The organism is Streptomyces sp. BJ20, assembly GCF_022869105.1.
GTDB lineage: Bacteria > Actinomycetota > Actinomycetes > Streptomycetales > Streptomycetaceae > Streptomyces > Streptomyces griseoincarnatus.
Genome location: NZ_CP094918.1, coordinates 1,192,765 through 1,216,720 on the forward strand (window position 1 = coordinate 1,192,765; position 23,956 = coordinate 1,216,720).

Annotated in this window: 23 protein-coding genes and 1 riboswitch; of the genes, 13 read left to right on the forward strand and 10 right to left on the reverse strand. The window is 71.1% G+C overall.

Going from position 1 to position 23,956, the window contains the following annotated elements:
- Positions 1 to 41 precede the first annotated feature (41 nt).
- From MTR79_RS05630 to MTR79_RS05675, 10 genes are all read left to right on the forward strand, one after another.
- Positions 42 to 857 (forward strand): SOS response-associated peptidase, encoded by an 816-nt coding sequence (locus MTR79_RS05630; RefSeq protein ID WP_048455702.1) that lies wholly within the window; start codon positions 42 to 44, stop codon positions 855 to 857.
- A 55-nt stretch (positions 858 to 912) separates the two neighbouring features.
- Positions 913 to 1,560, forward strand: coding sequence for an alpha/beta family hydrolase (locus MTR79_RS05635; protein WP_244789429.1), 648 nt, complete (start codon positions 913 to 915; stop codon positions 1,558 to 1,560).
- 259 nt (positions 1,561 to 1,819) lie between these two features.
- Positions 1,820 to 2,506: an RNA polymerase sigma factor SigR gene (sigR, locus tag MTR79_RS05640; RefSeq protein ID WP_033272060.1), complete on the forward strand. Its 687-nt coding sequence runs from the start codon at positions 1,820 to 1,822 to the stop codon at positions 2,504 to 2,506.
- Positions 2,503 to 2,805, forward strand: a complete 303-nt coding sequence (gene rsrA / locus MTR79_RS05645; protein WP_048455700.1) for a mycothiol system anti-sigma-R factor — start codon at positions 2,503 to 2,505, stop codon at positions 2,803 to 2,805. Before sigR ends, rsrA begins: the two co-directional genes overlap by 4 nt.
- A 141-nt stretch (positions 2,806 to 2,946) precedes the next feature.
- Positions 2,947 to 4,326 (forward strand): HD-GYP domain-containing protein, encoded by a 1,380-nt coding sequence (locus MTR79_RS05650; protein WP_086701695.1) that lies wholly within the window; start codon positions 2,947 to 2,949, stop codon positions 4,324 to 4,326.
- Positions 4,323 to 5,585, forward strand: coding sequence for an HD domain-containing protein (locus MTR79_RS05655; RefSeq protein WP_244789431.1), 1,263 nt, complete (start codon positions 4,323 to 4,325; stop codon positions 5,583 to 5,585). Before MTR79_RS05650 ends, MTR79_RS05655 begins: the two co-directional genes overlap by 4 nt.
- Before the next feature lie 156 nt (positions 5,586 to 5,741).
- The gene (locus tag MTR79_RS05660) at positions 5,742 to 6,722 is read left to right on the forward strand and encodes a tetratricopeptide repeat domain-containing protein (protein WP_048455762.1); all 981 of its coding nucleotides are present in this window, start codon (positions 5,742 to 5,744) and stop codon (positions 6,720 to 6,722) included.
- Between the two features lie 122 nt (positions 6,723 to 6,844).
- On the forward strand, positions 6,845 to 7,495 hold the full coding sequence (gene def, locus MTR79_RS05665; RefSeq protein ID WP_086701694.1) for a peptide deformylase: 651 nt from the start codon (positions 6,845 to 6,847) through the stop codon (positions 7,493 to 7,495).
- Between the two features lie 216 nt (positions 7,496 to 7,711).
- The gene (cyc1, locus tag MTR79_RS05670; RefSeq protein WP_086701717.1) at positions 7,712 to 8,797 is read left to right on the forward strand and encodes an epi-isozizaene synthase; all 1,086 of its coding nucleotides are present in this window, start codon (positions 7,712 to 7,714) and stop codon (positions 8,795 to 8,797) included.
- Positions 8,794 to 10,161: a cytochrome P450 gene (locus MTR79_RS05675; protein ID WP_086701692.1), complete on the forward strand. Its 1,368-nt coding sequence runs from the start codon at positions 8,794 to 8,796 to the stop codon at positions 10,159 to 10,161. The genes cyc1 and MTR79_RS05675 overlap by 4 nt, the downstream gene beginning before the upstream one ends.
- 22 nt (positions 10,162 to 10,183) lie before the next feature.
- Here the strand turns inward: MTR79_RS05675 and MTR79_RS05680 are convergent, their stop codons facing one another.
- Positions 10,184 to 11,146 carry a helix-turn-helix domain-containing protein gene (locus tag MTR79_RS05680; protein WP_086701691.1) on the reverse strand — a complete coding sequence of 321 codons (963 nt, stop codon included), beginning with the start codon at positions 11,144 to 11,146 and terminating at the stop codon, positions 10,184 to 10,186.
- Positions 11,147 to 11,239: 93 nt separating this feature from the next.
- Here MTR79_RS05680 and MTR79_RS05685 point away from each other — a divergent pair, with 93 nt between their 5' ends.
- Positions 11,240 to 11,461, forward strand: a complete 222-nt coding sequence (locus MTR79_RS05685) for a hypothetical protein (protein ID WP_063837933.1) — start codon at positions 11,240 to 11,242, stop codon at positions 11,459 to 11,461.
- Positions 11,462 to 11,480: 19 nt separating this feature from the next.
- Here the strand turns inward: MTR79_RS05685 and MTR79_RS05690 are convergent, their stop codons facing one another.
- From MTR79_RS05690 to nagB, 7 genes are all read right to left on the reverse strand, one after another.
- Positions 11,481 to 12,437 (reverse strand): ribonucleotide-diphosphate reductase subunit beta, encoded by a 957-nt coding sequence (locus MTR79_RS05690; RefSeq protein WP_233230340.1) that lies wholly within the window; start codon positions 12,435 to 12,437, stop codon positions 11,481 to 11,483.
- Positions 12,438 to 12,493: 56 nt separating this feature from the next.
- Entirely contained in the window at positions 12,494 to 14,851 is a 2,358-nt protein-coding gene (locus MTR79_RS05695; protein ID WP_086701689.1) for a ribonucleoside-diphosphate reductase subunit alpha, read from the reverse strand.
- A gap of 124 nt (positions 14,852 to 14,975) precedes the next feature.
- Positions 14,976 to 15,144: riboswitch (cobalamin riboswitch) on the reverse strand.
- Between the two features lie 52 nt (positions 15,145 to 15,196).
- Positions 15,197 to 15,700: a GNAT family N-acetyltransferase gene (locus MTR79_RS05700; protein WP_086701688.1), complete on the reverse strand. Its 504-nt coding sequence runs from the start codon at positions 15,698 to 15,700 to the stop codon at positions 15,197 to 15,199.
- 79 nt (positions 15,701 to 15,779) lie between these two features.
- Entirely contained in the window at positions 15,780 to 17,408 is a 1,629-nt protein-coding gene (locus tag MTR79_RS05705; protein ID WP_048455692.1) for a sodium:solute symporter family protein, read from the reverse strand.
- Positions 17,405 to 17,626, reverse strand: coding sequence for a DUF3311 domain-containing protein (locus tag MTR79_RS05710; RefSeq protein WP_086701687.1), 222 nt, complete (start codon positions 17,624 to 17,626; stop codon positions 17,405 to 17,407). Before MTR79_RS05710 ends, MTR79_RS05705 begins: the two co-directional genes overlap by 4 nt.
- Before the next feature lie 248 nt (positions 17,627 to 17,874).
- Positions 17,875 to 18,639 (reverse strand): GntR family transcriptional regulator, encoded by a 765-nt coding sequence (locus tag MTR79_RS05715; RefSeq protein WP_086701685.1) that lies wholly within the window; start codon positions 18,637 to 18,639, stop codon positions 17,875 to 17,877.
- A gap of 158 nt (positions 18,640 to 18,797) precedes the next feature.
- The gene (nagB, locus tag MTR79_RS05720; RefSeq protein ID WP_048455689.1) at positions 18,798 to 19,583 is read right to left on the reverse strand and encodes a glucosamine-6-phosphate deaminase; all 786 of its coding nucleotides are present in this window, start codon (positions 19,581 to 19,583) and stop codon (positions 18,798 to 18,800) included.
- A gap of 541 nt (positions 19,584 to 20,124) precedes the next feature.
- On the opposite strand from nagB, the gene MTR79_RS05725 reads away from it, so the two are divergent.
- Positions 20,125 to 21,591 (forward strand): PAS domain-containing sensor histidine kinase, encoded by a 1,467-nt coding sequence (locus MTR79_RS05725; protein WP_086701684.1) that lies wholly within the window; start codon positions 20,125 to 20,127, stop codon positions 21,589 to 21,591.
- Positions 21,592 to 21,841: 250 nt separating this feature from the next.
- Here the strand turns inward: MTR79_RS05725 and MTR79_RS05730 are convergent, their stop codons facing one another.
- Positions 21,842 to 22,099 carry a WhiB family transcriptional regulator gene (locus MTR79_RS05730; protein ID WP_003992873.1) on the reverse strand — a complete coding sequence of 86 codons (258 nt, stop codon included), beginning with the start codon at positions 22,097 to 22,099 and terminating at the stop codon, positions 21,842 to 21,844.
- Between the two features lie 317 nt (positions 22,100 to 22,416).
- Entirely contained in the window at positions 22,417 to 23,385 is a 969-nt protein-coding gene (locus MTR79_RS05735) for a diacylglycerol kinase family protein (protein ID WP_048455687.1), read from the reverse strand.
- 116 nt (positions 23,386 to 23,501) lie between these two features.
- Here MTR79_RS05735 and MTR79_RS05740 point away from each other — a divergent pair, with 116 nt between their 5' ends.
- On the forward strand, positions 23,502 to 23,954 hold the full coding sequence (locus MTR79_RS05740; protein WP_244789433.1) for a hypothetical protein: 453 nt from the start codon (positions 23,502 to 23,504) through the stop codon (positions 23,952 to 23,954).
- Positions 23,955 to 23,956 lie beyond the last annotated feature (2 nt).

Below are 23,956 nucleotides of genomic sequence, written 5' to 3' on the forward strand. Positions count from 1 at the left end.
TCGCTCCCTGTGCGCGTGCGGAGTCTGGCAGTGTTGCACGTATGTGCGGACGGTATGCAGCGAGTCGGAGGCCCGAGGATCTCGCCGGGATCTTCGAGGTCGAGAAGTGGGAGCCCGAGGAGACCCTGGAGGCCGACTACAACGTGGCGCCGACCAAGGAGGTCTACGCCGTCCTCGACCGTCCTCTGAAGGACGCGGACGACCCCCGCCCGGTTCGGCAGCTGCGCACGCTGAAGTGGGGACTGGTGCCCTCCTGGTCCAAGACCCCCGAGGGCGGCGCCCGGATGATCAACGCGCGCGCGGAGACCGTCCACGAGAAGCCGTCGTACCGCCGTGCCTTCGCCTCCCGCCGCTGCATCCTCCCCGCCGACGGCTACTACGAGTGGGTCACCGGCAAGCAGGAGCGCGACCTGGAGGTCGAGGGCAAGAAGAAGCGGCCCCGCAAGCAGCCCTACTTCGTCACCCCGGCCGACGGCTCGGTCTTCGCGATGGCCGGACTGTACGAGTTCTGGCGCGACCGCACCCTGCCCGACGACCACCCGCGGGCCTGGTGGGTGACCTGCTCCGTGATCACCACGGAGGCGGAGACGAGCCCGCTGGCCGTGGCCCCGGCGGACGGCCCGCACACGCTGGCCGAGATCCACCCGCGGATGCCGCTGATGCTCACCCCGGACCGCTGGGACGCCTGGCTCGACCCCTCCCGCACCGACCCCGAGGACCTGCGCGGGCTGCTCGCCCCGCCGGAGCCCGGCCTGATGCGCGCCTACCCGGTCACCACCGCCGTCAGCAACGTCCGCAACAACGGTCCGGAGCTGTTGAAGGAGCTGGCCGCCCCGGAAGAGGGCACACTCTTCTGACGTGACACCCGAGTCCGAAGTGACACCTGAGTCCGAAGCGACATCCGAGTCCGAAGTGACACCCGAGTCCGACGTCACCACCGAGACGATCACCACGGACGCCGGCGACGCCCGCATCACCTGGCACCACGCCGGGCGGCCGCGCCTTGTCCTCGCCGTGGGTCACGGCGCGGGCGGCGGCATCGAGGCCCGCGACCTCGCCGCGCTCGCCGCCGTCCTCCCCGCGCACGGCGTGACCGTCGCCCTCGTCGAGCAGCCCTGGCGGGTGGCCGGGAAGAAGGTCGCCCCGGCGCCGAAGACCCTGGACACCGGCTGGCGCGGCGTCTGGCCCGCGCTGACGAGGCCCGGTCTGCCGGTGGTCTCCGGCGGACGCAGCGCCGGCGCCCGCGTCGCCTGCCGCACCGCCGTCGAACTGGACGCGCACGCCGTGCTCGCGCTGAGCTTCCCGCTGCACCCGCCGGGCAAGCCGGAGAAGTCCCGCGCCGGGGAACTGCTCGGCGCGGGCGTCCCCACGCTCGTCGTCCAGGGCGGCAACGACCCCTTCGGGAAACCCGCCGAGTTCCCCGAGGGTGATCACGAGCTGGTGGAGGTGGAGCGGGCCGATCACGGCTTCGCCGTGCCCAGGCGGGCGGACCTCACACAGGAGGAGGCGCTCCACGTCATCACGGACGCGGTCGTGCGGTGGACGGCGGGCCTCCGCTGACGGGCGCCGGGAATGCGCGGACCGCCCCCGCTGTTGTGGGGTGCGTACGTGCCGGTCGAACGGCACCGCCGCCGTAGGAGAGGAAGTCCACCGCATGGGTTCCACGTTCTGCCCGAGCCGCAGTGCCCGCGCCGACCTCGACTGGACGGTGCTGCACGCGGCCAAGACCGCCCCGATTCGGGCGGCGGGCGGACCGGATCGTCGTCTATCCTCCGATTCGGGTGAGGCCGGTCTCGGTCTCACGACGACACTTGAGGAGGTGGGTCCGGTTCCCGGTACCGACGCAGGGACCGAACACGGCCAGGCGGAGCAGCCCGAGGGCCAGGGCGACACGCGCGCGGAGTCGACAGCGGAGCGCAGCGCGCGCTTCGAACGGGACGCGCTCGAGTTCCTCGACCAGATGTACTCGGCCGCGCTGCGCATGACGCGCAACCCGGCCGACGCCGAGGACCTGGTGCAGGAGACCTACGCCAAGGCGTACGGGTCCTTCCACCAGTTCCGCGAGGGCACCAACCTCAAGGCGTGGCTGTACCGGATCCTCACCAACACCTTCATCAACTCGTACCGCAAGAAGCAGCGCGAACCCCAGCGCTCCGCGGCCGAGGAGATCGAGGACTGGCAGCTCGCGCGCGCCGAGTCACACATGTCCACGGGTCTGCGCTCCGCCGAGTCGCAGGCGCTGGACCACCTGCCGGACTCGGACGTGAAGGAAGCCCTGCAGGCGATCCCGGAGGAGTTCCGCATCGCGGTCTATCTCGCCGATGTCGAGGGCTTTGCCTACAAGGAGATCGCCGACATCATGGGGACACCCATCGGAACGGTGATGTCCCGCCTTCACCGGGGACGTCGCCAGCTGCGCGGCATGCTCGAGGACTACGCGCGCGAGCGCGGACTGGTCCCGGCCGGTGCCGGAGAGTCGAACGAAGCGAAAGGCTCGGGGTCATGAGCTGCGGAGAGCCGCACGAGACGGATTGCAGCGAAATCCTCGATCATCTCTACGAGTTCCTCGACCGTGAGATGCCGGATGCCGACTGCCGGAAGTTCGAGCACCACTTCGAGGAGTGCTCGCCCTGCCTGGAGAAGTACGGCCTGGAGCAAGCGGTCAAGAAGCTCGTGAAGCGGTGTTGCGGGCAGGACGACGTGCCCGGCGACCTCCGCTCGAAGGTCATGGGCCGGATCGACCTGATCCGCTCCGGCCAGAACGTGCCCGAGCAGGACGTGACGACCGCTCCGCAGGAGTCCTGACACCTCCCCACCCTCTGGGCCGCGTCACCCGATTGTGCTAATCCGCGGGCGGTCCGCCCGCGGCGGCGCCCTCCCCCGTCCTAGGCTCCAGAAGCCGGCGGGCGACGGAAGGCGCGCGCGGCACGGTCGGGGGAGGGGCTCATGGAGGCGTTACCGGCGCGGGCCCGGGTCTATCTCGTCGGCGTCACCCTGCTGGGACTGTGCTGTCTGCTCCCTCTGACGGGCGTCCCCCGGCCCGGGGTGCTGTCGTCCCTGCCCGACCCGCGCGTCCCCTGGTGGCCGGTCGTCCTGCTCGCCGCCCTGTACGCGGGCTGCGAGCGTCTCGCCCGGTCCCGACTCGTCGCGGGACCACACCCCGGCGGGACCTTCCACCCCGTGCTGCTCGCCGGGGCCTTCCTGCTGCCGCCCACCGCCGCCGCCCTCGTCGCGCTGCCCGGGGCACTGCTGCTCCCCGTCGAGCACGGCCCGCGTCTCGCACGCCGGCTGTGGCGCACGGGCCGGCTCGTCGTCGCCGTGTGGGCCGCCGGCCTGGTCCATCTGAAGACCGGCGGCCGCGACGCGGTGGCGCACTGCGACATGCCGGGCGCCCTCGCCACGGCGGGCGCCGCCGTGCTGGCGTTCTGCCTCGTCCTCACCCTGCTCGACGGCGGCGTCCTGGTGCCCGCCCCCGGTGGTCTGCCGCGCGGCCGTCCGGTGGCCGCCTGGTGGCGGCTGTTCCTCGGCTCCCTGGCGCCGCTCACCGTGCACGGCCTGGCCGGACTGATGATGGCCCTGCTGTGGCGCAGCCCCTACGGGCCGGTCGCGGCACTGCTGGTGCTGCTGCCGATGGGCGTCTCGTGGTGGGCGTTCGCCCAGTACCACCGGGAGCGCGCCGCCCACCAGGCCACGATCCGCGCGCTGGTGCAGGCCGTCGACATCAAGGACGGCTACACGCGCGGCCACAGCGAGCGCGTCGGCCGCGCCTCCATGCTGATCGCGCGCGAACTCGGCATGGACGACGAGCGGGTCGAGACGCTGCGCTTCGCGGGCATCCTGCACGACGTCGGCAAGCTGGGCGTGCCCACCCGGCTGCTCACCAAGAACGGCCCGCTCACCCCCGAGGAGCGGCGGGTCATCGAACTGCACCCCGAGTACGGGCACGAAATGGTGCGCGGCATCTCCTTCCTCGGCGAGGCACGCGCCGCCGTGCTGCACCACCACGAGCGCCTCGACGGCACCGGCTACCCCTACGGGCTGGCGGGAGGTCAGATCCCGGAGTCCGCGCGGGTGGTCGCGGTCGCCGACGCCTTCGACGCGATGACCTCCACCCGCAGCTACAGCAGGGCGCGCCCGGTGCCGGTGGCGCTGGAGGAACTGGAGCGGTGCGCGGGCACGCACTTCGACCCGCGGATGGTGAAGGCGCTCGTCACCGCGATCGGCCGTACCGGCTGGCACCCCGCGGTGACCGCCGACGAGCCGCGGCGGACGGCCGTGCCCGGTCCTGCCGGACACGTCACCGGCCGTCCCGGGGCGCGCCGGTGAGGCCCCGCGCGCACGCCGTCCCGCTGCACACCGTCGTGCATCTGTGCGCCGCGGTCCTCGCGGCCGGGTCGCTGGGCACGACGCTCTACCACGGCGTCGAGGACCGCTCCGTCGCCCTCGCCTTCGGCACGCTCGTCGCGGTCGGCGAGCTCACCCGGCGGGGCGGCCGGGGGATCCGGGAGCCCGCGCCGGTGGCCGCGGCAGGATCGCTGGCGTACGCGCTGCTCGGCGAGGTCGCGGGGCGGCCCGCCGGGCACGGCGCCGCCCAGGTCGTCACCGTGGTGCTCGCCGCGTCGCTGCTCGGCAGCGTCCCGCACGTCGGACGCGGCGACGGGCCCGCCCTGGACCCGGTGACCCGCAGGGTGCTGACCGTCGGCTTCGTCGCCGTGTGCTTCCACCCGCTGCACGCCCGGGGCGCGTTCGACGACTTCAGCGGGCCGGGGCACGCGCTGCTGCTGCTCGTCCTGCTGACCCTGACCGCGCTGTGCGACGCGGTGCTCGCCGCCGCGCTGGCCCACTCCCGCACCGGCTGGCCCTTCCCGCCGCTGCTGCGCGACGAACTGCGGTCCGTGCCCGGCATCGGGGCCGCCGTCGTCGCGACCGGCGCGGTGATGGCGCTGGGCGCGGCGGTCGTGGGGCTGTGGGCGCTGCCCGTGTTCTCCGTGCCGCTGCTGCTCGCGCAGCTGTCCCACCGGAGGTACACGGCGGTGCGCGCCACCTACCGGCAGACCATCGCGTCCCTCGCGCGCGCCACCGAGATCGCCGGGTGCACCCCGCACGGGCACTCGCGCCGGGTCGCCGCGCTCAGCCAGGCGGTGGGCCGGGACCTCGGGCTGACCGAGCCGGAGCTGACCGTGCTGGAGTACGCGGCACTGATGCACGACATCGGGCAGCTCAGCCTCGTGGACCCGGTGCCCGAGGGCGCCACCGCCGGACTGCCGCCCGCCGAGCAGCGGCGCATCGCGCTCCTGGGCGGCGCGGTGGTGCGGCAGACCGGGGTGGACCCCCGGGTCGCCGGGATCGTCGAACGCCAGGCCGACCCGCACGCCGAGCAGCCGCTCGCCGCCCGTATCGTCCGGGTGGTGAACGCGTACGACGAGAAGTGCAGGGAAGGAGGGCCCGGGGGGCCGCTGACCGCGCTGGAGGAACTGCGGCTCAAGGCCGCCGGGGAGTACGCGCCGGAGGTCGTCGAGGCCCTGGCCAGGGTTCTGTCCCGGGACACGGAGGGGACGCGTGAGCAGATGGACCGGTCGTGGTGAGAGGGCGGACCGGGCGGTCTGGTTCCCGGCAGAGCTGGGTAACCCATGGGTAATGAGCGCCCTCGCGGCCGTACGTGGTTGGATGCGAAGGAGAGGGTGGCCGGGGGTGCCGACCGCTGCGGCCGGCCCACCGAACGGAACTGGCAGGCGGGAATCGTGAGGATCTTCGGCAAGGGACGTCACCGGCCCTCCGCCTCCTGGCGGCAGGCCACGGACCGCGCGTTCACGCTCATCGGCGACGGCCGGTACGAGGACGCGGGCGCGCTGCTGACGCGGGCCGCCGATCTGGAGCCCTGGCTGTCGGAGTCCTGGTTCAACCTCGCGCTGCTGCACAAGTTCCGGCACGACTGGGAGCAGGCGCGCGCGGCCGGGCTGCGTGCCGTCGCCCTGCTCGACCGCGACACCGGGGCGCCCGACTGGTGGAACGTGGGCATCGCCGCCACCGCCCTCCAGGACTGGCCGCTGGCCCGCCGTGCCTGGCAGGCGTACGGGCTCAAGGTGCCGGGACCAGCGACCGACTCGGGCGAGCCTCTCGGCATGGACCTGGGCAGCGCGGCCGTACGGCTGTCACCGGAGGGGGAGGCCGAAGTGGTGTGGGGGCGGCGGCTCGACCCCGCCCGCATCGAGGTGCTGTCCATCCCGCTGCCGTCCTCCGGACGCCGCTGGGGCGAGGTCGTCCTGCACGACGGGGTGCCGCACGGCGAGCGGAGCACCGCAGCCGGGCACACCTACCCGGTGTTCGACGAGATCGAGTTGTGGGCGCCCTCGCCGGTGCCGACCTGGGTGGTGCTGCTGGAGGCCGCGTCCGAGGCCGACCGGGACGCGCTGGAACAGCTCGCCTCCGACGCCGGGTTCGCGGCCGAGGACTGGTCGTCGTCGGTGCGGCTCCTGTGCCGGATGTGCTCGGAGTCACGGATGCCGTCCGACGAGGGGGACGGGGAGCATCTCGATCCTCACGATCACAGTGAGCCGGGGCACCCCGGGCCGTTGGGGCATCGGACGGACGGGCAGTTGTGGGTGCCGGAGAGGGAGTGCGGGATTGCCGCGCCTGCGGCTTTGGTGCGGGGGTTGTTGGACGGGTGGGTCGCTGACAGTCCTGATTCCAGGGATTGGCGGGATCTCGAAGAGGTTTGCTAGCACCGTCGCCGGGTGCGGGGGCCGTGGGGGCTGAGCGCGCAGTTCCCCGCGCCCCTTCGAGGGGCGCTGCACTTACCCTTGTCACAGCATTCTCGGTCATCTCAGGAAGGCACACGTCGGTCATGGCTCAGCAGGACACCGATCAGCAGCACGCGGGCGTGCTCCCCGTCGACGACGAGGGCTACGTCATCGACACGGAGGACTGCGAGAAGCGCGAGGCCAAGTGGCGGGAGCGCGGCACCTCGCGCCCGATCACCGTGGTCGGCAACCCGGTGCTGCACAAGGAGTGCAAGGACGTCACGGACTTCGGCGAGGAGTTCCAGCAGCTCGTCGCCGACATGTTCGCCAGCCAGCGCACCGCCGAGGGCGTGGGTCTGGCCGCCAACCAGATCGGTGTCGACCTGAAGGTCTTCGTCTACGACTGCCCCGACGACGAAGGCCTGCGCCACGTCGGTGTGGTCTGCAACCCCAAGCTGGTCGAACTGCCCGCCGAGAAGCGCCGGCTGGACGACAGCAGCGAGGGCTGCCTGTCGGTGCCCACCGCGTACGCGCCGCTGCCCCGGCCCGACTACGCCGAGGTGACCGGTCAGGACGAGAAGGGCAACCCGATCCGGGTACGCGGAACGGGCTACTTCGCGCGCTGCCTCCAGCACGAGACGGACCACCTGTACGGCTACCTGTACATCGACCGTCTGTCGAAGCGCGAGCGTAAGGCCGCGCTCAAGCAGATGGCCGAGAACGAGCCGCGCTACCCCGTGGTCGCCAACGACTGACCGCCCTCACGGCTCCCTTCACATCACGCGCACGGCGCCCGATCCGGCACATCCCGGACGGGCGCCGTTCGTCTGTGTGCATCCAAAAGGAGTGAAAGAAGCAAATCCGTTCCCAGAACGGTCAGTTGTGGTGCTGAATGGAGGTACGGGGATACGCACGGCGTACGCCCGGCTCGGGGGGCGGGCGCTCAACTGGCGGCTGAGAGGGGAATGTTCGTGCATGCTTTGTCACACGGCTCCACGTCGACACCGACCACCATCGCAGTTCCACCGGCGCTGTCTCTTCCGGTGATCGAGGCGGCGTTTCCCCGGCAACTCCACCCGTATTGGCCGAAGCTCCAGAGGGAGACCCGGGCATGGCTGCTCGAAAAGCGGCTCATGACGCCGGAGAAGGTGGAGGAATATGCCGACGGCCTGTGCTACACGGACCTCATGGCGGGCTACTACATCGGCGCGCCCGACGACGTCCTCCAGGCGATAGCGGACTACAGCGCCTGGTTCTTCGTCTGGGACGACCGTCACGATCGTGACATCGTGCACGGCCGGCCCGAGGCCTGGCGACTGCTGAAGGACCTGCTGCACAGCGCCCTCGACCGCCCCGGTGACCACCTGGGCCACACGGACCCCGTGGTCGCGGGCCTCGCCGACAGCGTGCGGCGGCTCCACGCATTCCTTCCGGACACCTGGAACGCGCGGTTCTCGCGCCACTTCCACGCCGTGATCGAGGCGTACGACCGGGAGTTCCACAACCGCACCGAAGGCATCGTCCCGACCGTCGAGGAATACCTCGAACTGCGCCGCCTCACGTTCGCGCACCGGATCTGGACGGACCTTCTGGAACCGAGCGCGGGGTACGAACTCCCGGACGCGGTGCGGAAGAACCCGGCCTATCGGAAACCGGCGCTGCTCAGTCAGGAATTCGCCGCCTGGTACAACGACCTCTGTTCGCTGCCCAAGGAAATCGCCGGAAACGAGGTGCACAATCTCGGCATCAGTCTCGTCACCCACGAGGGAATGACCCTCGAAGAGGCGATCGCCGACGTGCGGCGCCGCGTCGAGGAATGCATCAGCGAATTCCTGGACGCGGAACAGGAGGCATTACGGTTCGCCGACCGGCTCGACGACGGGACGGTGGGCGGAAAGGAGACGAGCGCCGCCGTGCGCGCCTGCGTCGGCAACATGCGGAACTGGTTCAGTTCCGTCTACTGGTTCCACCACGAGTCCGGCCGGTACCGGGTCGACAGCTGGGACGACCGGTCCACGCCCCCGTACGTCGACAACGCAACGGAAGGTGAGAAATGACCGTCGAGTCCGTACGCCCGGAGGACGCCACCACGACGGCCGAGCCGCCTGTGGCGGGCGGCGCCGTCCCGCTCCTCGGCCACGGCTGGCGCCTGGTGCGCGACCCGCTGGCCTTCCTGTCCCGGCTGCGCGACCACGGCGACGTGGTGCGCCTGAAACTGGGTCCCAAGACCGTCTACGCCGTCACCACCCCCGCCCTCACCGGAGCGGTGGCGCTCAGCCCGGACTACATCATCGCCGGGCCCCTGTGGGAGTCGCTGGAGAGCCTGCTCGGCAAGGAGGGCGTGGCCACCGCCAACGGCACGCTGCACCGCCGCCAGCGGCGCACCATCCAGCCGGCGTTCCGGCTCGACGCGATCCCCGCCTACGGCCCGATCATGGCGGAGGAGGCCTACGCGCTCGTGGAGCGCTGGCGGGACGCGGGCGGGGTGCTGGACATCACCTACGAGTCGTTCCGCGTGGCCGTGCGGGTCGCCGCCCGCTGCCTGATGCGCGGCGGCTACATGGACGCCCACGCCGATCGCATATGCGCCGACCTCACCACCCTGTTCGCGGGGATGTACCAGCGCATGGTGGTGCCGCTCGGACCGCTCTACAAGGTTCCGCTTCCGGCCAATCGGGAATTCAACCGCGCACTGGCCGATTTGCATGTCCTGGTCGACGAGATCGTCGCCGACCGACGGGCGAGCGGTCAAAAACCGGACGATTTGCTGACGGCTTTGCTGGAGGCGAAGGACGACAATGGCGACCCCATCGGGGAACAGGAGATCCATGATCAGGTCATCGCCATCCTGACCCCCGGTGCCGAAACCGTCGGGTCCACGGTGATGTCACTCCTCCTGGTTCTCACCGAGCACCCGGAACTCGGTGACAAGATCCGCGACGAGGTGAAATCCGTGGTCGGCGACCGTCGGGTCGCATTTGACGACGTGCGCCGGCTGACGTACACCGCGAATGTCGTCACGGAGACCCTGCGGCTGTATCCGGCCGTATGGATATTGACCCGCCGCGCGGTCGCCGACACGGAACTCGGCGGTTACCGCATTCCGAAGGGCGCGGACCTCATCTACAGCCCGTACGCGATCCAGCGCGACCGGCGGTCGTACGAGCGGAACGAAGACTTCGACCCGGACCGCTGGCTCCCGGAGCGGTCCAAGGACGTGCCCAAGTACGCGATGAGCCCGTTCAGCGTGGGCAACCGCAAGTGTCCCAGCGACCACTTCTCCATGGCGGAGCTCACGCTCATCACCGCCGTGGTCGCCCACGCCTACCGCTTCGAGCAGGCGCCGGACTCCGACCCCCGGCCCCGCATCGGCATCACGCTGCGGCCCCGCCGGCTGATGCTGCGGGCGCGGCCCCGCTGACGTCCCGCCGTCCGGCGCGCGGTCAGGCGGCCTCCGGGCCCCGGAACGCGCGCCGGTAGGACTGCGGGGTGGTCCCGACCGCGCGCACGAAGTGGTGGCGCAGCGCGGCCGCGTTGCCGAAGCCGGTGCGGCCCGCGATCGCGTCCACCGTCTCGTCCGTCCGCTCCAGCAGGTGCTGGGCCAGCAGCACCCGCTGGCGCAGGATCCAGCGGTAGGGCGTGGTGCCGGTCTCCTGCTGGAAGCGGCGGGCGAAGGTGCGCGGCGACATGAGGGCGCGGGCGGCGAGCTGCTCGACGGTGACCTCCTCGTCGAGGTGCTGCTCCATCCACACCAGCACCCCGGCGACCGAGTCGCCCCCGGGCTCCGGCAGCGGACGCTCGATGTACTGGGCCTGCCCGCCGTCGCGGTGCGGGGGGACCACCATCCGGCGGGCGATCCGGTTGGCCACCTCCGGGCCCTGTTCCTTGCGCACCAGGTGCAGACAGGCGTCGATGCCCGCGGCGGTGCCCGCCGAGGTGATCACCGGGTCCTCGTCGACGTAGAGCACGTCGGGCTCGACCGTCAGGTGCGGATAGCGGCGGCTCAGCTCCTCCGCGTGCTTCCAGTGCACCGCGGCCCGCCGCCCCTCCAGCAGCCCGGCGGCGGCCAGCACGAACACCCCCGAGCAGACGCTCAGCACCCGCGCGCCCCGGTCCACGGCCCGGCGCAGCGCGTCCAGCATCTCGGGCGGGAACTCCCGGGCGGCGTAGGAGGCGCCGGCGGGCACGGTGATCAGGTCGGCCGTCTCCAGCCGCTCCGGGCCGTACTCGGTCTGGAGCGTGAAGCCGGTGCTGGTACGCACCGCCGGCCCCTCCGCCGAGGCGACGGCGAAGTCGTACACCGGCAGCCCGTCGTCGCTGCGGTCGATGCCGAAGACTTCGCACACCACGCCGAGTTCGAACGGATTCACGCCGTCGAGCAGGACGGCCGCCACATTCCGGAGCATGACTCCAGTGTGCCTCGCCGTTGGCAGTAAATCGAGGGTGTACGGCAGTCCTGCCACTCCCGGTCAGGAGTGTCCGGCGCCACAGTGGTGTCCATGAACACGACGCAGACAGAAGCACTGATCGCGATGGTGGCCGTTCTCGGCCTGTTCGTCCTCATGGTGGCGCCCGCCGTGATCGGCATCCTGCGCGACCGCCGCATCGACCGGCAGATCCGGCGGGCCGAGGCGGCGCCCGTCACCGAACCGCCCGATACGCGGGCCGCGTCCCGCCCGGAGCACCGGGCCGCCTCGCACCACCACGCACGGGCGGCGTGAGACGGCCCCGGCCCGGGCCCTAGAAGTCCTCGTCCAGGTCGACCGTGCCCTCCACGGCGACCTGGTACGCGGACGGACGGCGCTCGAAGAAGTTGGTCAGCTCCTGCACGCCCTGCAGCTCCATGAAGGAGAACGGGTTCTCCGAGCCGTACACCGGCGCGAAACCCAGCCGCACCAGACGCTGGTCGGCGACGCACTCCAGGTACTGCCGCATCGACGCGGTGTTCATGCCGGGCAGCCCGTCCCCGCACAGGTCACGGGCGAACTGCAGTTCCGCCTCGACGGCCTCGCGCAGCATGTCGGTGACCTGCCGTCCGAGCTCCTCGTCGAACAGCTCCGGCTCCTCCTTGCGCACGGTGTCCACCACGTCGAAGGCGAAGCTCATGTGCATCGTCTCGTCGCGGAACACCCAGTTGGTGCCGGTCGCCAGGCCGTGCAGCAGGCCCCGGCTGCGGAACCAGTAGACGTAGGCGAACGCACCGTAGAAGAACAGGCCCTCGATGCAGGCCGCGAAGCAGATCAGGTTCAGCAGGAAGCGGCGCCGGTCGGCCTTCGACTCCAGCCGGTCGATCTCCTCCACCGAGTCCATCCACCGGAAGCAGAACTCCGCCTTCTCCCGGATGGACGGGATGTTCTCCACGGCCGCGAAGGCCGCCGCCCGGTCGTCCGGATCGGGGAGATAGGTGTCCAGCAGGGTCAGGTAGAACTGGACGTGCACGGCCTCCTCGAACAGCTGCCGCGACAGGTACAGCCGCGCCTCGGGCGAGTTGATGTGCTTGTACAGCGTCAGCACCAGGTTGTTCGCCACGATCGAGTCGCCGGTGGCGAAGAACGCCACGAGCCGGCCGATCAGATGCTGCTCCTCGGGCGTCAGCTTCGCCAGATCGGCGACGTCCGAGTGCAGGTCCACCTCCTCGACGTGCCAGGTGTTCTTGATCGCGTCCCGGTAGCGCTCGTAGAAGTCCGGGTAGCGCATGGGGCGCAGGGTCAGCTCGAAGCCGGGGTCGAGCAGGTTCTTGGTCGTGCTGGTGGTCACTGGCAGGCCTCGCAGGATTCGGGGTTCTCGAGGGAGCAGGCGACGGCCTCGGGGTCGGCCGGCTGCTGGACGGGGACGGCGGCGCGGGCCGCGCGGGCGATCCGGGTCGCCGGACGGGAGCGCAGGTAGTAGGTGGTCTTGAGCCCCTGCTTCCAGGCGTAGGCGTACATCGAGGAGAGCTTCCCGATGGTCGGCGTCTCCAGGAACAGGTTGAGCGACTGCGCCTGGTCGAGGAACGGGGTCCTGGCGGCGGCCAGGTCGATCAGGCCGCGCTGCGGGATCTCCCACGCCGTGCGGTACAGCCGCCGTACGTCCTCGGGGATCCACGCGAAGTCCTGCACCGAGCCGTTCGCCTCGCGCAGCGCCTCACGGGTGCGCGCGTCCCACACGCCGAGCCGCTTGAGGTCCTCCACCAGGTACGAGTTGACCTGGAGGAACTCCCCGGACAGCGTCTCGCGCTTGAACAGGTTGGACACCTGCGGCTCGATGCACTCGTACACGCCCGCGATCGACGCGATGGTCGCGGTGGGCGCGATCGCCAGCAGCAGCGCGTTGCGCAGGCCCGTCGCGGCGATCCGGGTCCGCAGCGCCTCCCAGCGCTCCGGCCAGGCGAGCTCGACGCCGTAGTGGTCGGGGTGCAGCACGCCCCGCGCGGTGCGGGTCCTCTCCCAGGCGGGCAGCGGGCCGTGCCGCTCGGCCAGACCGGCGGACGTCTCGTACGCGGCGAGCATGATGCGCTCGGCGATCCGGGTGGACAGCGCCTTCGCCTCGGGGGAGTCGAACGGCATCCGCAGCCGGAAGAACACGTCCTGCAGCCCCATCACGCCCAGGCCCACGGGGCGCCATCGGCTGTTGGACCGGGACGCCTCCTCGGTCGGGTAGAAGTTGATGTCGACCACCCGGTCCAGGAACGTCACGGCGGTGCGGACCGCCGCGTCCAGGCGCTCCCAGTCCATGCCGTCCGGGCCGGCGAAGGCCGCGAGGTTGACCGAACCGAGGTTGCAGACCGCCGTCTCCCCGTCGTCGGTGACCTCCAGGATCTCCGTGCACAGGTTGGAGGAGTGGACGACGTGGCCCGGCTCGGCGGTCTGGTTGGCGGTGCGGTTGGCGGTGTCCTTGAAGGTCATCCAGCCGTTGCCGGTCTGGGCGAGGGTGCGCATCATCCGGCCGTACAGCTCGCGCGCCGGAAGCGTCCTGCGGGCCAGGCCCTTCGCCTCGGCGGCCCGGTAGGCGGCGTCGAACTCCTCACCCCACAGGTCGGCCAGCTCGGGCACGTCCACCGGGGAGAACAGCGACCACTGCGCGTCGTCGGCGACCCGGCGCATGAACTCGTCCGGCACCCAGTGCGCCAGGTTCAGGTTGTGCGTACGGCGGGCGTCCTCACCGGTGTTGTCGCGCAGCTCGAGGAACTCCTCGATGTCCGCGTGCCAGGTCTCCAGGTAGACCGCGGCGGCGCCCTTGCGCCGACCGCCCTGGTTCACGGCGGCGACCGATGCGTCCAGCGTCTTCAGGAACGGGACGATGCCGTTGGAGTGCCCGTTGGTGCCGCGGATCAGCGAACCCCGGGCGCGGACGCGGGAGAAGGACAGGCCGATGCCGCCGGCGTGCTTCGAGAGGCGGGCGACCTGGTGGTAGCGCTCGTAGAGGGAGTCCAGCTCGTCCTTGGGGGAGTCCAGGAGGTAGCAGGACGACATCTGCGGGTGGCGGGTGCCGGAGTTGAACAGCGTGGGGGAGGAGGGCAGGTAGTCCAGCCGGCTCATCAGCCCGTACAGCGCGGCGACGTCCTCCAGCGCCCGCTCGCTCTCGTCCTCGGCGAGCCCGCAGGCGACCCGCAGCAGGAAGTGCTGGGGCGTCTCGACGACCTTGCGGGTGACAGGGTGGCGCAGCAGGTAGCGGCTGTGCAGGGTGCGCAGGCCGAAGTAGCCGAACCGGTCGTCGGCGTCCGCGTCGACCAGCGCGTCCAGCCGGGCCGCGTGGAGCCGGACGAACGCGGCGGTGCGGTCGCCGATCAGGCCCTCCCGGTGACCGGCGGCCACCGAGCCGGTGAACGAGGTGACGCCCTGCGAGGCGGCTTCGGCGCGGATGCCGAGGGTGAGCAGCCGGGCGGCGAGCCGGGAGTAGGCGGGGTCCTCGGAGATCAGCCCGGCCGCCGCCTCGGTGGCCAGGTCCCGCAGCTCCGCCTCGTCGGCGGCGGCGGACCGGCCGCGCAGCGCGGCGGCGGCCACCCGGCCGGCGTCGGTGTCGGGCAGGTCGGCGGTCAGCTGGGTCAGGGTCCGCAGCAGCGCGGCCCCGGGGCCGTCGCTCTCCTCGGTCACGCGGGTCGCTGAAGCCGGATCGGCTGGCGCGATGGTCACGTGTGGCTCTCCCTCGCTCGGCACGGGGGCCTCGAAGAGCGCAGGGGGCAGCACACGAACGCACGCGGCGTCGCGTCCACCGGCCCATTCCGCGAGGCCCGGACGTCAGGGCACCCGGACCGGAAGGGCCGGGCGCACTGTCGGCAGGTCCTCGGACTGACTCCCGTGCGCGCCCGTGGGCAGGCATGGGTACACCGTTGCGGGACAGTTCCGGATTCGCACCGGATTCCCCTGCGGCGACAGCGAGCATGAGCATACATCTTGTGTCGGGTGTCGCCGACAGGCCCATATGTTGTGTCGCGCTGGGGTGAGGGTGCGGCCGGGCGGAAGGGCCGTACGGAGCCGTCAGAGGGTCAGTTCGTAGACGAGCAGCATGATGTCGTCCAACTCCGGCAGCGGGTTCCAGTCCCGCCCGGGGGCGCGCGTGAAGCCCAGCCGCTCGTAGACCCGGTGCGCGGAGTGCATCGTGCGCTGCGTGGACAGGACCATCCGCGTGCGGCCGAGCGCTCGCGCCCGGTCGGCACAGGCGCGCACCAGGGCCTCGCCGGCGCCCCGGCCGCGGTGGGCGGGGGAGACGGCCAGCATCCGCATCTCGGCCTCGCCGGGCTCCGCGATGTCGGCCATGGGACCGGGGCCCGGCACGAAGGTCACCCCGCCCAGCAGCGTGCCGTCCGCCACGGCGACCAGAACCTCGGCGGCCGCCGCCCGTTTGCCCACGTCCCGCAGCTGGCCCAGGTAGGTGTCGGACTCCCCGAAGTCCAGCAGTCCGTCGCCGAGATAGGCCTGCGCGGTGATCTCACCGAGTTCCGCGTGCTCGCCGGGCGTCGCCGGCCGGATGACGATGTCCATGCGGGGGAGTCTGCCGTACGGGAACGACAGCGGGCCGCCGGTTTTCCACCGGCGGCCCGCTGCCCTGTGCGCGACGGCGTCAGTGCGCGCTGCCCGCCGTGGCCGGCGGAAGCTCCACCTGCACGCCCGGGTCGCCGGCGTCCGCCGTGTAGTCCCGCGGCTCGGTCTCGTCGACGCCCTCCGGCGCCTTGACCGCCCGCATGACGAAGGTCAGGACGACCGTGACCAGCACGTTGATCACGAAGGCGGTGAGACCGATGTAGCCGATCTCCCCGATGCCCGGGATCTCCTTGGCGGAGCCGCCGAAGTGCTTCTGCGTCGGCGACGCCACCCCGTACGCGGCGACCGTGCCGTAGATCATGCCGACCGCCCAGCCGCCGATCAGCGCCCAGCGGTGGAACCAGCGGGTGAACAGGCCGCCCACCAGCGCCGGGAAGGTCTGCAGGATCCAGATGCCGCCCAGCAGCTGGAAGTTGATCGCGACGGTCTTGTCCATGGTCAGGACGAAGGCCAGCGCGCCCACCTTCACCAGCAGGGACACGACCTTGGAGACCGCGGTCTCCTGCTTGGGGGTCGCGTCCGGCTTGATGAAGTCCTTGTAGATGTTGCGGGTGAACAGGTTCGCCGCCGCGATCGACATGATCGCCGCCGGCACCAGCGCGCCGATGCCGATCGCCGCGAAGGCCACACCGGCGAACCAGTCCGGGAACATGTTCTCGAACAGCTGCGGGATGGCCAGCTGGCCGTTCTGCACCTTCACCCCGGCCGCGATCGCCATGAACCCGAGCAGCGCCAGCAGGCCCAGCATCAGCGAGTACAGCGGCAGGATCGTGGTGTTGCGGCGGATCACCTCACGGCTGCGCGAGGACAGCGTCGCGGTGATCGAGTGCGGGTACATGAACAGCGCGAGCGCCGAACCCAGCGCCAGCGTGGCGTACGTCCACTGGCCCGCCTCGCCCGGCACCAGCGAGCCGCGCGGCGCGCCCGTGGCCGGGTTGGTCTCGCTGTACGCCTCCTGCGCGGAGGCGAAGATCTCGTCGAACCCGCCCAGCTTGATCGGGATGTAGATGATCGCCACCGCGATCACGATGTAGATCAGCGTGTCCTTGACGAACGCGATCAGCGCGGGCGCCCGCAGCCCCGACGAGTAGGTGTACGCGGCCAGCACACCGAAGGCGAGGAGCAGCGGCAGGTCCTTGATGAACCAGTTGGTGTTCTCGCCGCCGCCGACGCCCATCACGTCCAGCACGGCCTGGATACCGACCAGCTGCAGCGCGATGTACGGCATCGTCGCCAGGATGCCGGTGACCGCGACGGCCAGCGACAGCCCTTTCGAGCCGAACCGCCCGCGTACGAAGTCGGAGGTCGTCACATAGCCGTGCTTGTGCGACACCGACCACAGCCGGGGCAGGAAGGTGAAGATCAGCGGGTACACGAGGATCGTGTACGGCACCGCGAAGAAGCCGGCCGCGCCCGCCGCGTAGATGGCCGCCGGGACGGCCACGAAGGTGTACGCGGTGTACAGGTCGCCGCCGAGCAGGAACCAGGTGACCCAGGTGCCGAACGACCGCCCGCCCAGGCCCCATTCGTCAAGGGTGTGCTCGTTCGCCGCCTTGCGCCAGCGCGCGGCCAGGAAGCCCATCACGGTGACGAGCACGAAGAAGAAGAGGAAGACGGCGAGTGCCACGCCGTTCACGCCGTCGTTCACTGCTCCGCACCGCCCTTCGTGGCCGAGCGGGCGCGCTGGTCACGCTGCCAGAGCTTGTACGCGATCATCGTCAGCACGGTCGAGATCAGCACCCACAGCATCTGGTACCAGTAGAAGAACGGGATGCCGATGACCACCGGGTCGGTCTTGGCGTAGGACCCGACCCAGAGCATGGCGACGAATGGTGCGAGCAGACAGAGGCCGATGACGACGCGCATGGGCGTCACCACCGGCCCTGGTGTTGTTTGCGGGCTGTGCGACATCAGACGGCTCCCGTCCCCTCACTGATCGCCGACGTTGGCTCGCGGCAATGTAGGTGAGGGTGCGGGGCGGTCGTAACCCCCCGTAAGAGGGGCGGTATGCAGCAGCAGCGCAACCGCAAGGCAACAGCAACGAAAATCCTGTCAACCACCCGCTCTGTCGGGATATGCGGTCGCGTGGCGCGCCGTCCCGCGGCCGTACGGTCTCAGTCCTGGGGGCGCTTGAGGCGCGCGACGAACTTGTACCGGTCGCCCCGGTACACCGACCGCACCCACTCCACGGGCTGCCCGTCCCGGTCCAGCGAGTGCCGGGACAGCATCAGCATCGGCAGGCCCACGTCGGTGCCGAGCAGGCCCGCCTCGCGTGGCGTGGCCAGGGACGTCTCGATGGTCTCCTCGGCCTCCGCGAGATGGACGTCGTACACCTCGGCGAGGGCCGTGTAGAGGGAGGTGTACTTGGTCAGGCTGCGGCGCAGCGCCGGGAAGCGTTTGGCGCTGAGGTGGGTGGTCTCGATGGCCATGGGCTCGCCGTTGGCCATGCGCAGCCGCTCGATGCGCAGCACGCGGCCGCCGGCGGTGATGTCGAGCAGGCCGGCCAGCCGGTCGTCGGCCGTGATGTACCCGAGGTCGAGGAGCTGCGAGGTCGGCTCCAGACCCTGCGCGCGCATGTCCTCGGTGTACGAGGTGAGCTGGAGCGCCTGGGACACCTTGGGCTTGGCGACGAAGGTGCCCTTGCCCTGGATCCGCTCCAGACGGCCCTCGACCACCAGTTCCTGGAGCGCCTGGCGCACGGTGGTGCGGGAGGTGTCGAACTCGGCCGCCAGGGTGCGCTCGGGCGGGACCGGCGTGCCGGGGGGCGCGGTCTCGGTCATGTCGAGCAGGTGTTTCTTCAGCCGGTAGTACTTGGGCACGCGCGCCGTACGGACCGCGGTCCCACCCTCGTTCTCCGCACTGCTGACGTCGGTGCTCATGCTCTGCCTTCCCGGCTCCGGCTGCCGAAGCGGCCGACAGACCGTCGGCCGCGGCTGACATCGTGGCACGGCTCCGGGCGGGGGACGGCCCCTCGCGCGCTCCGTGATCCCTTTTGTATACCCCTGTGACCAGTGATGGTCCAGACCACGGGCGGTGGTCAGAGGCCCTGCCACTCCGGCTTGTTGGCGTAGGTGTGGCGGAAGTAGTCGGCGAGCTTCAGCTTGGAGGCGGCGGCCTCGTCCACCACCACGGTGGCGTGCGGGTGCAGCTGGAGCGCGGACGCCGGGCACACCGCGGCGACCGGGCCCTCGACGGTGGCGGCGACCGCGTCCGCCTTGCCCTCGCCGGTGGCCAGCAGCACCAGGTGCCGGGCCTCCAGGATGGTGCCGATGCCCTGGGTGATGACGTGGTGCGGCACCTGGCCGATGTCGCCGTCGAAGAAGCGGGCGTTGTCCACCCGCGTCTGCTCGGTCAGCGTCTTGATCCGGGTGCGCGAGGCGAGCGAGGAGCACGGCTCGTTGAAGCCGATGTGCCCGTCGGTGCCGATGCCGAGCAGCTGGAGGTCCACGCCGCCCGCCTCCGCCAGCTCACGGTCGTAGCGCTCGCACGCGGCCTGCACGTCCTCGGCCGTGCCGTCCGGCCCCAGGAAGGCGTCCATCGGGATGCCGAGCGGCTCCAGGACCTCGCGCCGCAGCACCGAGCGGTAGGACTCGGGGTGGTCGGCGGGCAGCCCCACGTACTCGTCGAGCTGGGCCACGCGCGCCCGGGACGTGTCGACGGCGCCGGCGCGGACCTGCGCCGCCAGCGCCTCGTAGACGGGCAGCGGCGTGGAGCCGGTCGCCACGCCGAGCAGGGCGTCGGGCTTGTGCCGCAGCAGCCGCGCCATGGCCTCGGCGACGAGCTCGCCTCCCGCCTTGGCGTCCGCAACGATGACAACTTCCACGGTGGGCCTGCCGATCTTCCGGTGGACTCGACTGGGACGGGCCCCGCAACGCCGGGGCCATGTGGTTTAGACCAATCTCAATCTAGCAGAGCCCCGCCCGGCCGCCGAGGCGGAACGGGCACCCGGCCCGAAACCGCTCCCGGTGCCCGGGTGCCCGGAAATCGTGGCCTCCGACCGGCCCCGCGCGGACCCCTGTCGGGTTAGGCTGCGTGGTGGACCCGTCTGCGTCCGCCAGGGGCGCGGGGCGACCGTCGAAGAACGCCGTACGACGCATTTACAGGCGCAGTGGTCTAGTCCACAATGCGTAGCAGGACACACAGACCTGCCTTCCCCGCACAGGAAGGCGGACCGAGGATCCGAGGCTCTCTGCCCTGACTGCCCCGGCTCCTCATCCTTCGGCCGACCGGGACCGCACACCCCACCGGCCGATATTGCTCCGGGCTGCGGTGCCGGGAGGGTTGAGGGTCCCTCCCAGGCGCCGCGGCCCGCGGGTGTTCCCAGGGGTCACAAACACACAGGTACGCTCGCTGACGTGCCCTCCATGAACGAACTCGTACGCCAGCACACCGCCCTCGACGACACCGACCTCGAGTGGCTCCACCTGCTGGTCTCGGAGTGGCAGCTGCTCTCCGACCTCTCCTTCGCCGACCTGGTCCTGTGGGTCCCCACCCGCGACGGCACGCGCTACGTCTCCGTCGCCCAGATGCGGCCCAACACCGGCCCGACCTCCTACCAGGACGACATGGTCGGCCATCTGGTCCCGCGCGGCCGCCGCCCCATGCTGGACGCGGCCCTGGACGAGGGCCGCATCGTGCGCGAGGGCGACCCGGAGTGGCGCGAGGAGGTCCCGGTCCGCGTCGAGTCCATCCCGGTACGGCGCGAGGGACGGGTTCTCGGCGTCATCGCGCGCAACACCAACCTGCTCACCGTGCGCACCCCCAGCCGGCTGGAGCTCACGTACCTGCAGAGCGCCTCGGACCTGGCCCAGATGATCGCGGCCGGCGCCTTCCCGTTCGCCAACCAGCAGCTGGAGATGGACGCCTCGCCGCGCGTCGGTGACGGTCTGATCCGGCTCGACGCCGACGGCGTCGTCCAGTACGCCTCGCCCAACGCCCTGTCCGCCTACCACCGCCTCGGCCTCGCCGCGGACCTGGTGGGCCATCACCTCGGGCGGACCACCGCCGAACTGGCCCCCTCGCGCGGGCCGGTGGACGAGGCGCTGGCGAAGGTCGCGAGCGGTTGGGCGCCCCGCGAGTTCGAGATCGAGTCCGACGACGGCGTCATCCAGTTCCGCGCGATCCCGCTGAAGCCGAAGGGCACCCGCATCGGCTCCCTGGTGCTGCTCCGGGACGTGACCGAACTGCGCCGCCGCGAACGCGAGTTGATCACCAAGGACGCCACCATCCGGGAGATCCACCACCGGGTGAAGAACAACCTCCAGACCGTGGCCGCCCTGCTGCGGCTCCAGGCCCGCCGGATCGGGTCGGAGCGCGGACGGGCGGCGCTGGAGGAGGCCGTGCGGCGGGTCGGGTCCATCGCCATCGTCCACGAGACGCTGTCCCAGAACCTGGACGAGCGCGTGGAGTTCGACGAGATCGCCGACCGGGTGCTCGCCATGGTCGCAGAGATCTCCCCGGGCAAGGTCAGCGGCCGGCGCTCGGGTCGCTTCGGGATACTCGACGCCGAGGTGGCCACGCCGCTGTCGATGGTGCTGACCGAGGTGCTCCAGAACGCCCTGGAGCACGGCTTCCGTGAGGGCGAGACCGGAACCGTCGAGGTGTCCGCGGTGCGCGGCGGCACCTCGCGGGAGGCGCGCCTGCTGGTCACCGTGCAGGACGACGGCGTGGGCCTGCCCGAGGGCTTCGACCCGCACACCGCGGGCAACCTGGGCCTGCAGATCGTACGGACGCTGGTGGAGGGGGAGTTGGGCGGCACCTTCGACATGGTCCCGGCGCCGGAGCGGGGGACCCGGGTGATCCTCGACATCCCGGTGCAGGCGGACTCCTGACCGCCGGGGCCCGGCGCGCTCCGGGTCCCGCACACCCTGGGGGCGGCGACAGGCCCCGGAACAGCAAAAGACCCCGGACCATGGTCCGGGGCTGATGCTCGTTCCTCGCTTCCCCTGCCCGATCGGGACGGGCGTCGGGGGAACTTCGCGCTGCGGCTCGGGGCGGGAGATGCGTGCGCGCCGTCCACGGAATCATCCGGACGGGCGCACACGCGCCGCCAAGCTCAGGCTGTTTGCTGGGGCGGGGTCGTCAGGCGGAGGCCTGACGCGCCCGGTTGCGGGCAGCGCGGCGCTTCATCGCGCGACGCTCGTCCTCGCTGAGACCACCCCAGACGCCGGAGTCCTGACCGGACTCGAGCGCCCACTGCAGGCACTGCTCGATCACCGGGCAGCGGCGGCAGACGGCCTTGGCTTCCTCGATCTGCAGCAGCGCGGGACCGGTGTTGCCGATGGGGAAGAAGAGCTCGGGGTCTTCCTCGCGGCAAACGGCGTTGTGACGCCAGTCCATGGCTGCTACCTCTCCTTGGTATTACTGCAGGTGCTTGTGAATGTGAACGCTTTCACGAATCCCCCAACAAGTGAAGGGCCGACCGCCAGGGTGCCTGGCGTGGTCCTTGAGTTTGAAGAGGGGTTCCGGTGATCTGTGGAGGCCGGTGTTGCGGGCCGTCCCGATCGCCAAGAAGAGACTCGCAAACCTCGGCGGCGGATACAACCCCTTCCGGAAAGTTTTTTTTGATTCTTCGGTGTCGACTAGGTCACAGCCGTACTTCCATGGGGTGGATCCTGGCCTAAACGTTCGACTGAAAGGACTTTGGCCCTTTCTGCTCACACAATCACACGCAGTGCACGGCGAACGCCTGTGAACGTCACGCTGGTACGCAGCCCGAGGTGGTCACCGTCCATCTGAAGGGGCAGCGGCACCTTCGAATGCAAGGTGAAGCGTGTCAGATCGTGCCGCACCACGGCGTGCTTGCCGCGGGGTCCGCGCTCCGGGGACGAAGTGAGCAACTGCGTGCCATACCGGGCAACCGCGGGCGTGGACATCCGGGTGAGACCGAAGAGATCGAGTCCCGTGTCGAACGACGCCTGGGGCGAGGCGTAGATCGGACGGTTGCCGAGGAACGTCCACGGCGAGGTGTTCGAGACTATGGACAGCACCAGGTCCTCGACCGGCTCCTCGCCCTCGAGGTCCAGTGTGATCACGCCGTTGCGGCGGTGCGGGTCGCCCAGCAGCTGACGCACCACCTGGCGCATGTACAGCGCGTGCGTCGACCGCCGGCCGCGCTCCCGCTGCTGCTCCACCCGGCCGACCACGCCGGCGTCGAAGCCCAGCCCCGCGTTGAAGGTGAACCAGCGGGCGGGCACCGCCTCGTCCTCGGTGCCCGGCGTGCCCGAGGTCAGCCCCAGGCCCACCGTCCGCTCCCGGCCCTCGCGCAGCGCGTCCAGCAGCGCGCCGGTCGCCTCCACGGGCTGGTTGGGCAGACCGAGGGCACGGGCGAAGACGTTGGTGGAGCCGCCGGGGACCACGGCGAGACCGGGCAGGTGCTCCGGGTCGGGTCCCGCGTGCAGCAGGCCGTTGACGACCTCGTTCACCGTGCCGTCGCCGCCCAGGGCGACCACCAGGTCGACCTCGCCGCTCTCCGCCGCCTGCCGACCCAGGTCCCGGGCGTGACCGCGGTACTCCGTGGTCACCGCGTCGAGTTTCATCTCACTGGCGAGCGCGTGGATCAGCACGTCGCGCGTGCGCGCACTGGTGGTGGTTGCCGCCGGATTGACCACGAGAAGTGCACGCATGACGTGCAGCGTACCTACTGAGCGGTACCCGGCCCAGACCGAGGCCCCGCCCCGTGGACGGCTCGGGCGTGAACCTCGCCACGGGACGGCTGCCCGGCGGCGGCTACCCTGCAGGGGTGAGCAGCGAGCAGACCCCCACCACCAGCCCCGACGACACCGGCGCCCGTCCGCGCCGTCTGACGTACGCCGCGGTCCTCGCCGCGCTGGAGGGGCTCGCGCTGGTGGTCGGCGGCGTCTGGCTGCTGGTGCTCGGTCTCGCGGGCGAGCCGGACGACCGGCAGCAGTCCGTCACCGGCGGGGTCACGCTGATCGTGCTGGCGCTGCTGCCGCTGCTGGCCGCGCGCGGCCTGTTCGCCCGGCGGAGCTGGAGCCGCGGGCCCGCCGTCATCACGCAGATCATGGCGCTGCCCGTCGCCTACAACATGCTGACGTCGGACGGCGTGGCCATCCCCGCCGGGATCGCGCTCGCCGTCGTCGCCGTGACCGCGCTGGTGCTGCTGATCAACGCGGAGACCACCCGGGCCCTCGGCATCCGCGGACCAGGGAACGCGGGCGACGCCGCGCAGTGACG

Coding starts and splice junctions, on each gene's coding strand:
- MTR79_RS05650 (WP_086701695.1), top strand. CDS start 2,947: ATGGAGGCGTTACCGGCGCGGGCCCGGGTCTATCTCGTCGGCGTCACC.
- MTR79_RS05630 (WP_048455702.1), top strand. CDS start 42: ATGTGCGGACGGTATGCAGCGAGTCGGAGGCCCGAGGATCTCGCCGGG.
- MTR79_RS05690 (WP_233230340.1), bottom strand. CDS start 12,437: ATGCGCTACCCGGACTTCTACGAGCGCTACCGGGACGCGATCAAGAAC.
- MTR79_RS05680 (WP_086701691.1), bottom strand. CDS start 11,146: ATGCTCCGGAATGTGGCGGCCGTCCTGCTCGACGGCGTGAATCCGTTC.
- MTR79_RS05700 (WP_086701688.1), bottom strand. CDS start 15,700: ATGGACATCGTCATCCGGCCGGCGACGCCCGGCGAGCACGCGGAACTC.
- MTR79_RS05725 (WP_086701684.1), top strand. CDS start 20,125: ATGAACGAACTCGTACGCCAGCACACCGCCCTCGACGACACCGACCTC.
- MTR79_RS05715 (WP_086701685.1), bottom strand. CDS start 18,639: ATGAGCACCGACGTCAGCAGTGCGGAGAACGAGGGTGGGACCGCGGTC.
- MTR79_RS05730 (WP_003992873.1), bottom strand. CDS start 22,099: ATGGACTGGCGTCACAACGCCGTTTGCCGCGAGGAAGACCCCGAGCTC.
- def (WP_086701694.1), top strand. CDS start 6,845: ATGGCTCAGCAGGACACCGATCAGCAGCACGCGGGCGTGCTCCCCGTC.
- MTR79_RS05735 (WP_048455687.1), bottom strand. CDS start 23,385: ATGCGTGCACTTCTCGTGGTCAATCCGGCGGCAACCACCACCAGTGCG.
- MTR79_RS05685 (WP_063837933.1), top strand. CDS start 11,240: ATGAACACGACGCAGACAGAAGCACTGATCGCGATGGTGGCCGTTCTC.
- MTR79_RS05710 (WP_086701687.1), bottom strand. CDS start 17,626: ATGCGCGTCGTCATCGGCCTCTGTCTGCTCGCACCATTCGTCGCCATG.
- rsrA (WP_048455700.1), top strand. CDS start 2,503: ATGAGCTGCGGAGAGCCGCACGAGACGGATTGCAGCGAAATCCTCGAT.
- MTR79_RS05675 (WP_086701692.1), top strand. CDS start 8,794: ATGACCGTCGAGTCCGTACGCCCGGAGGACGCCACCACGACGGCCGAG.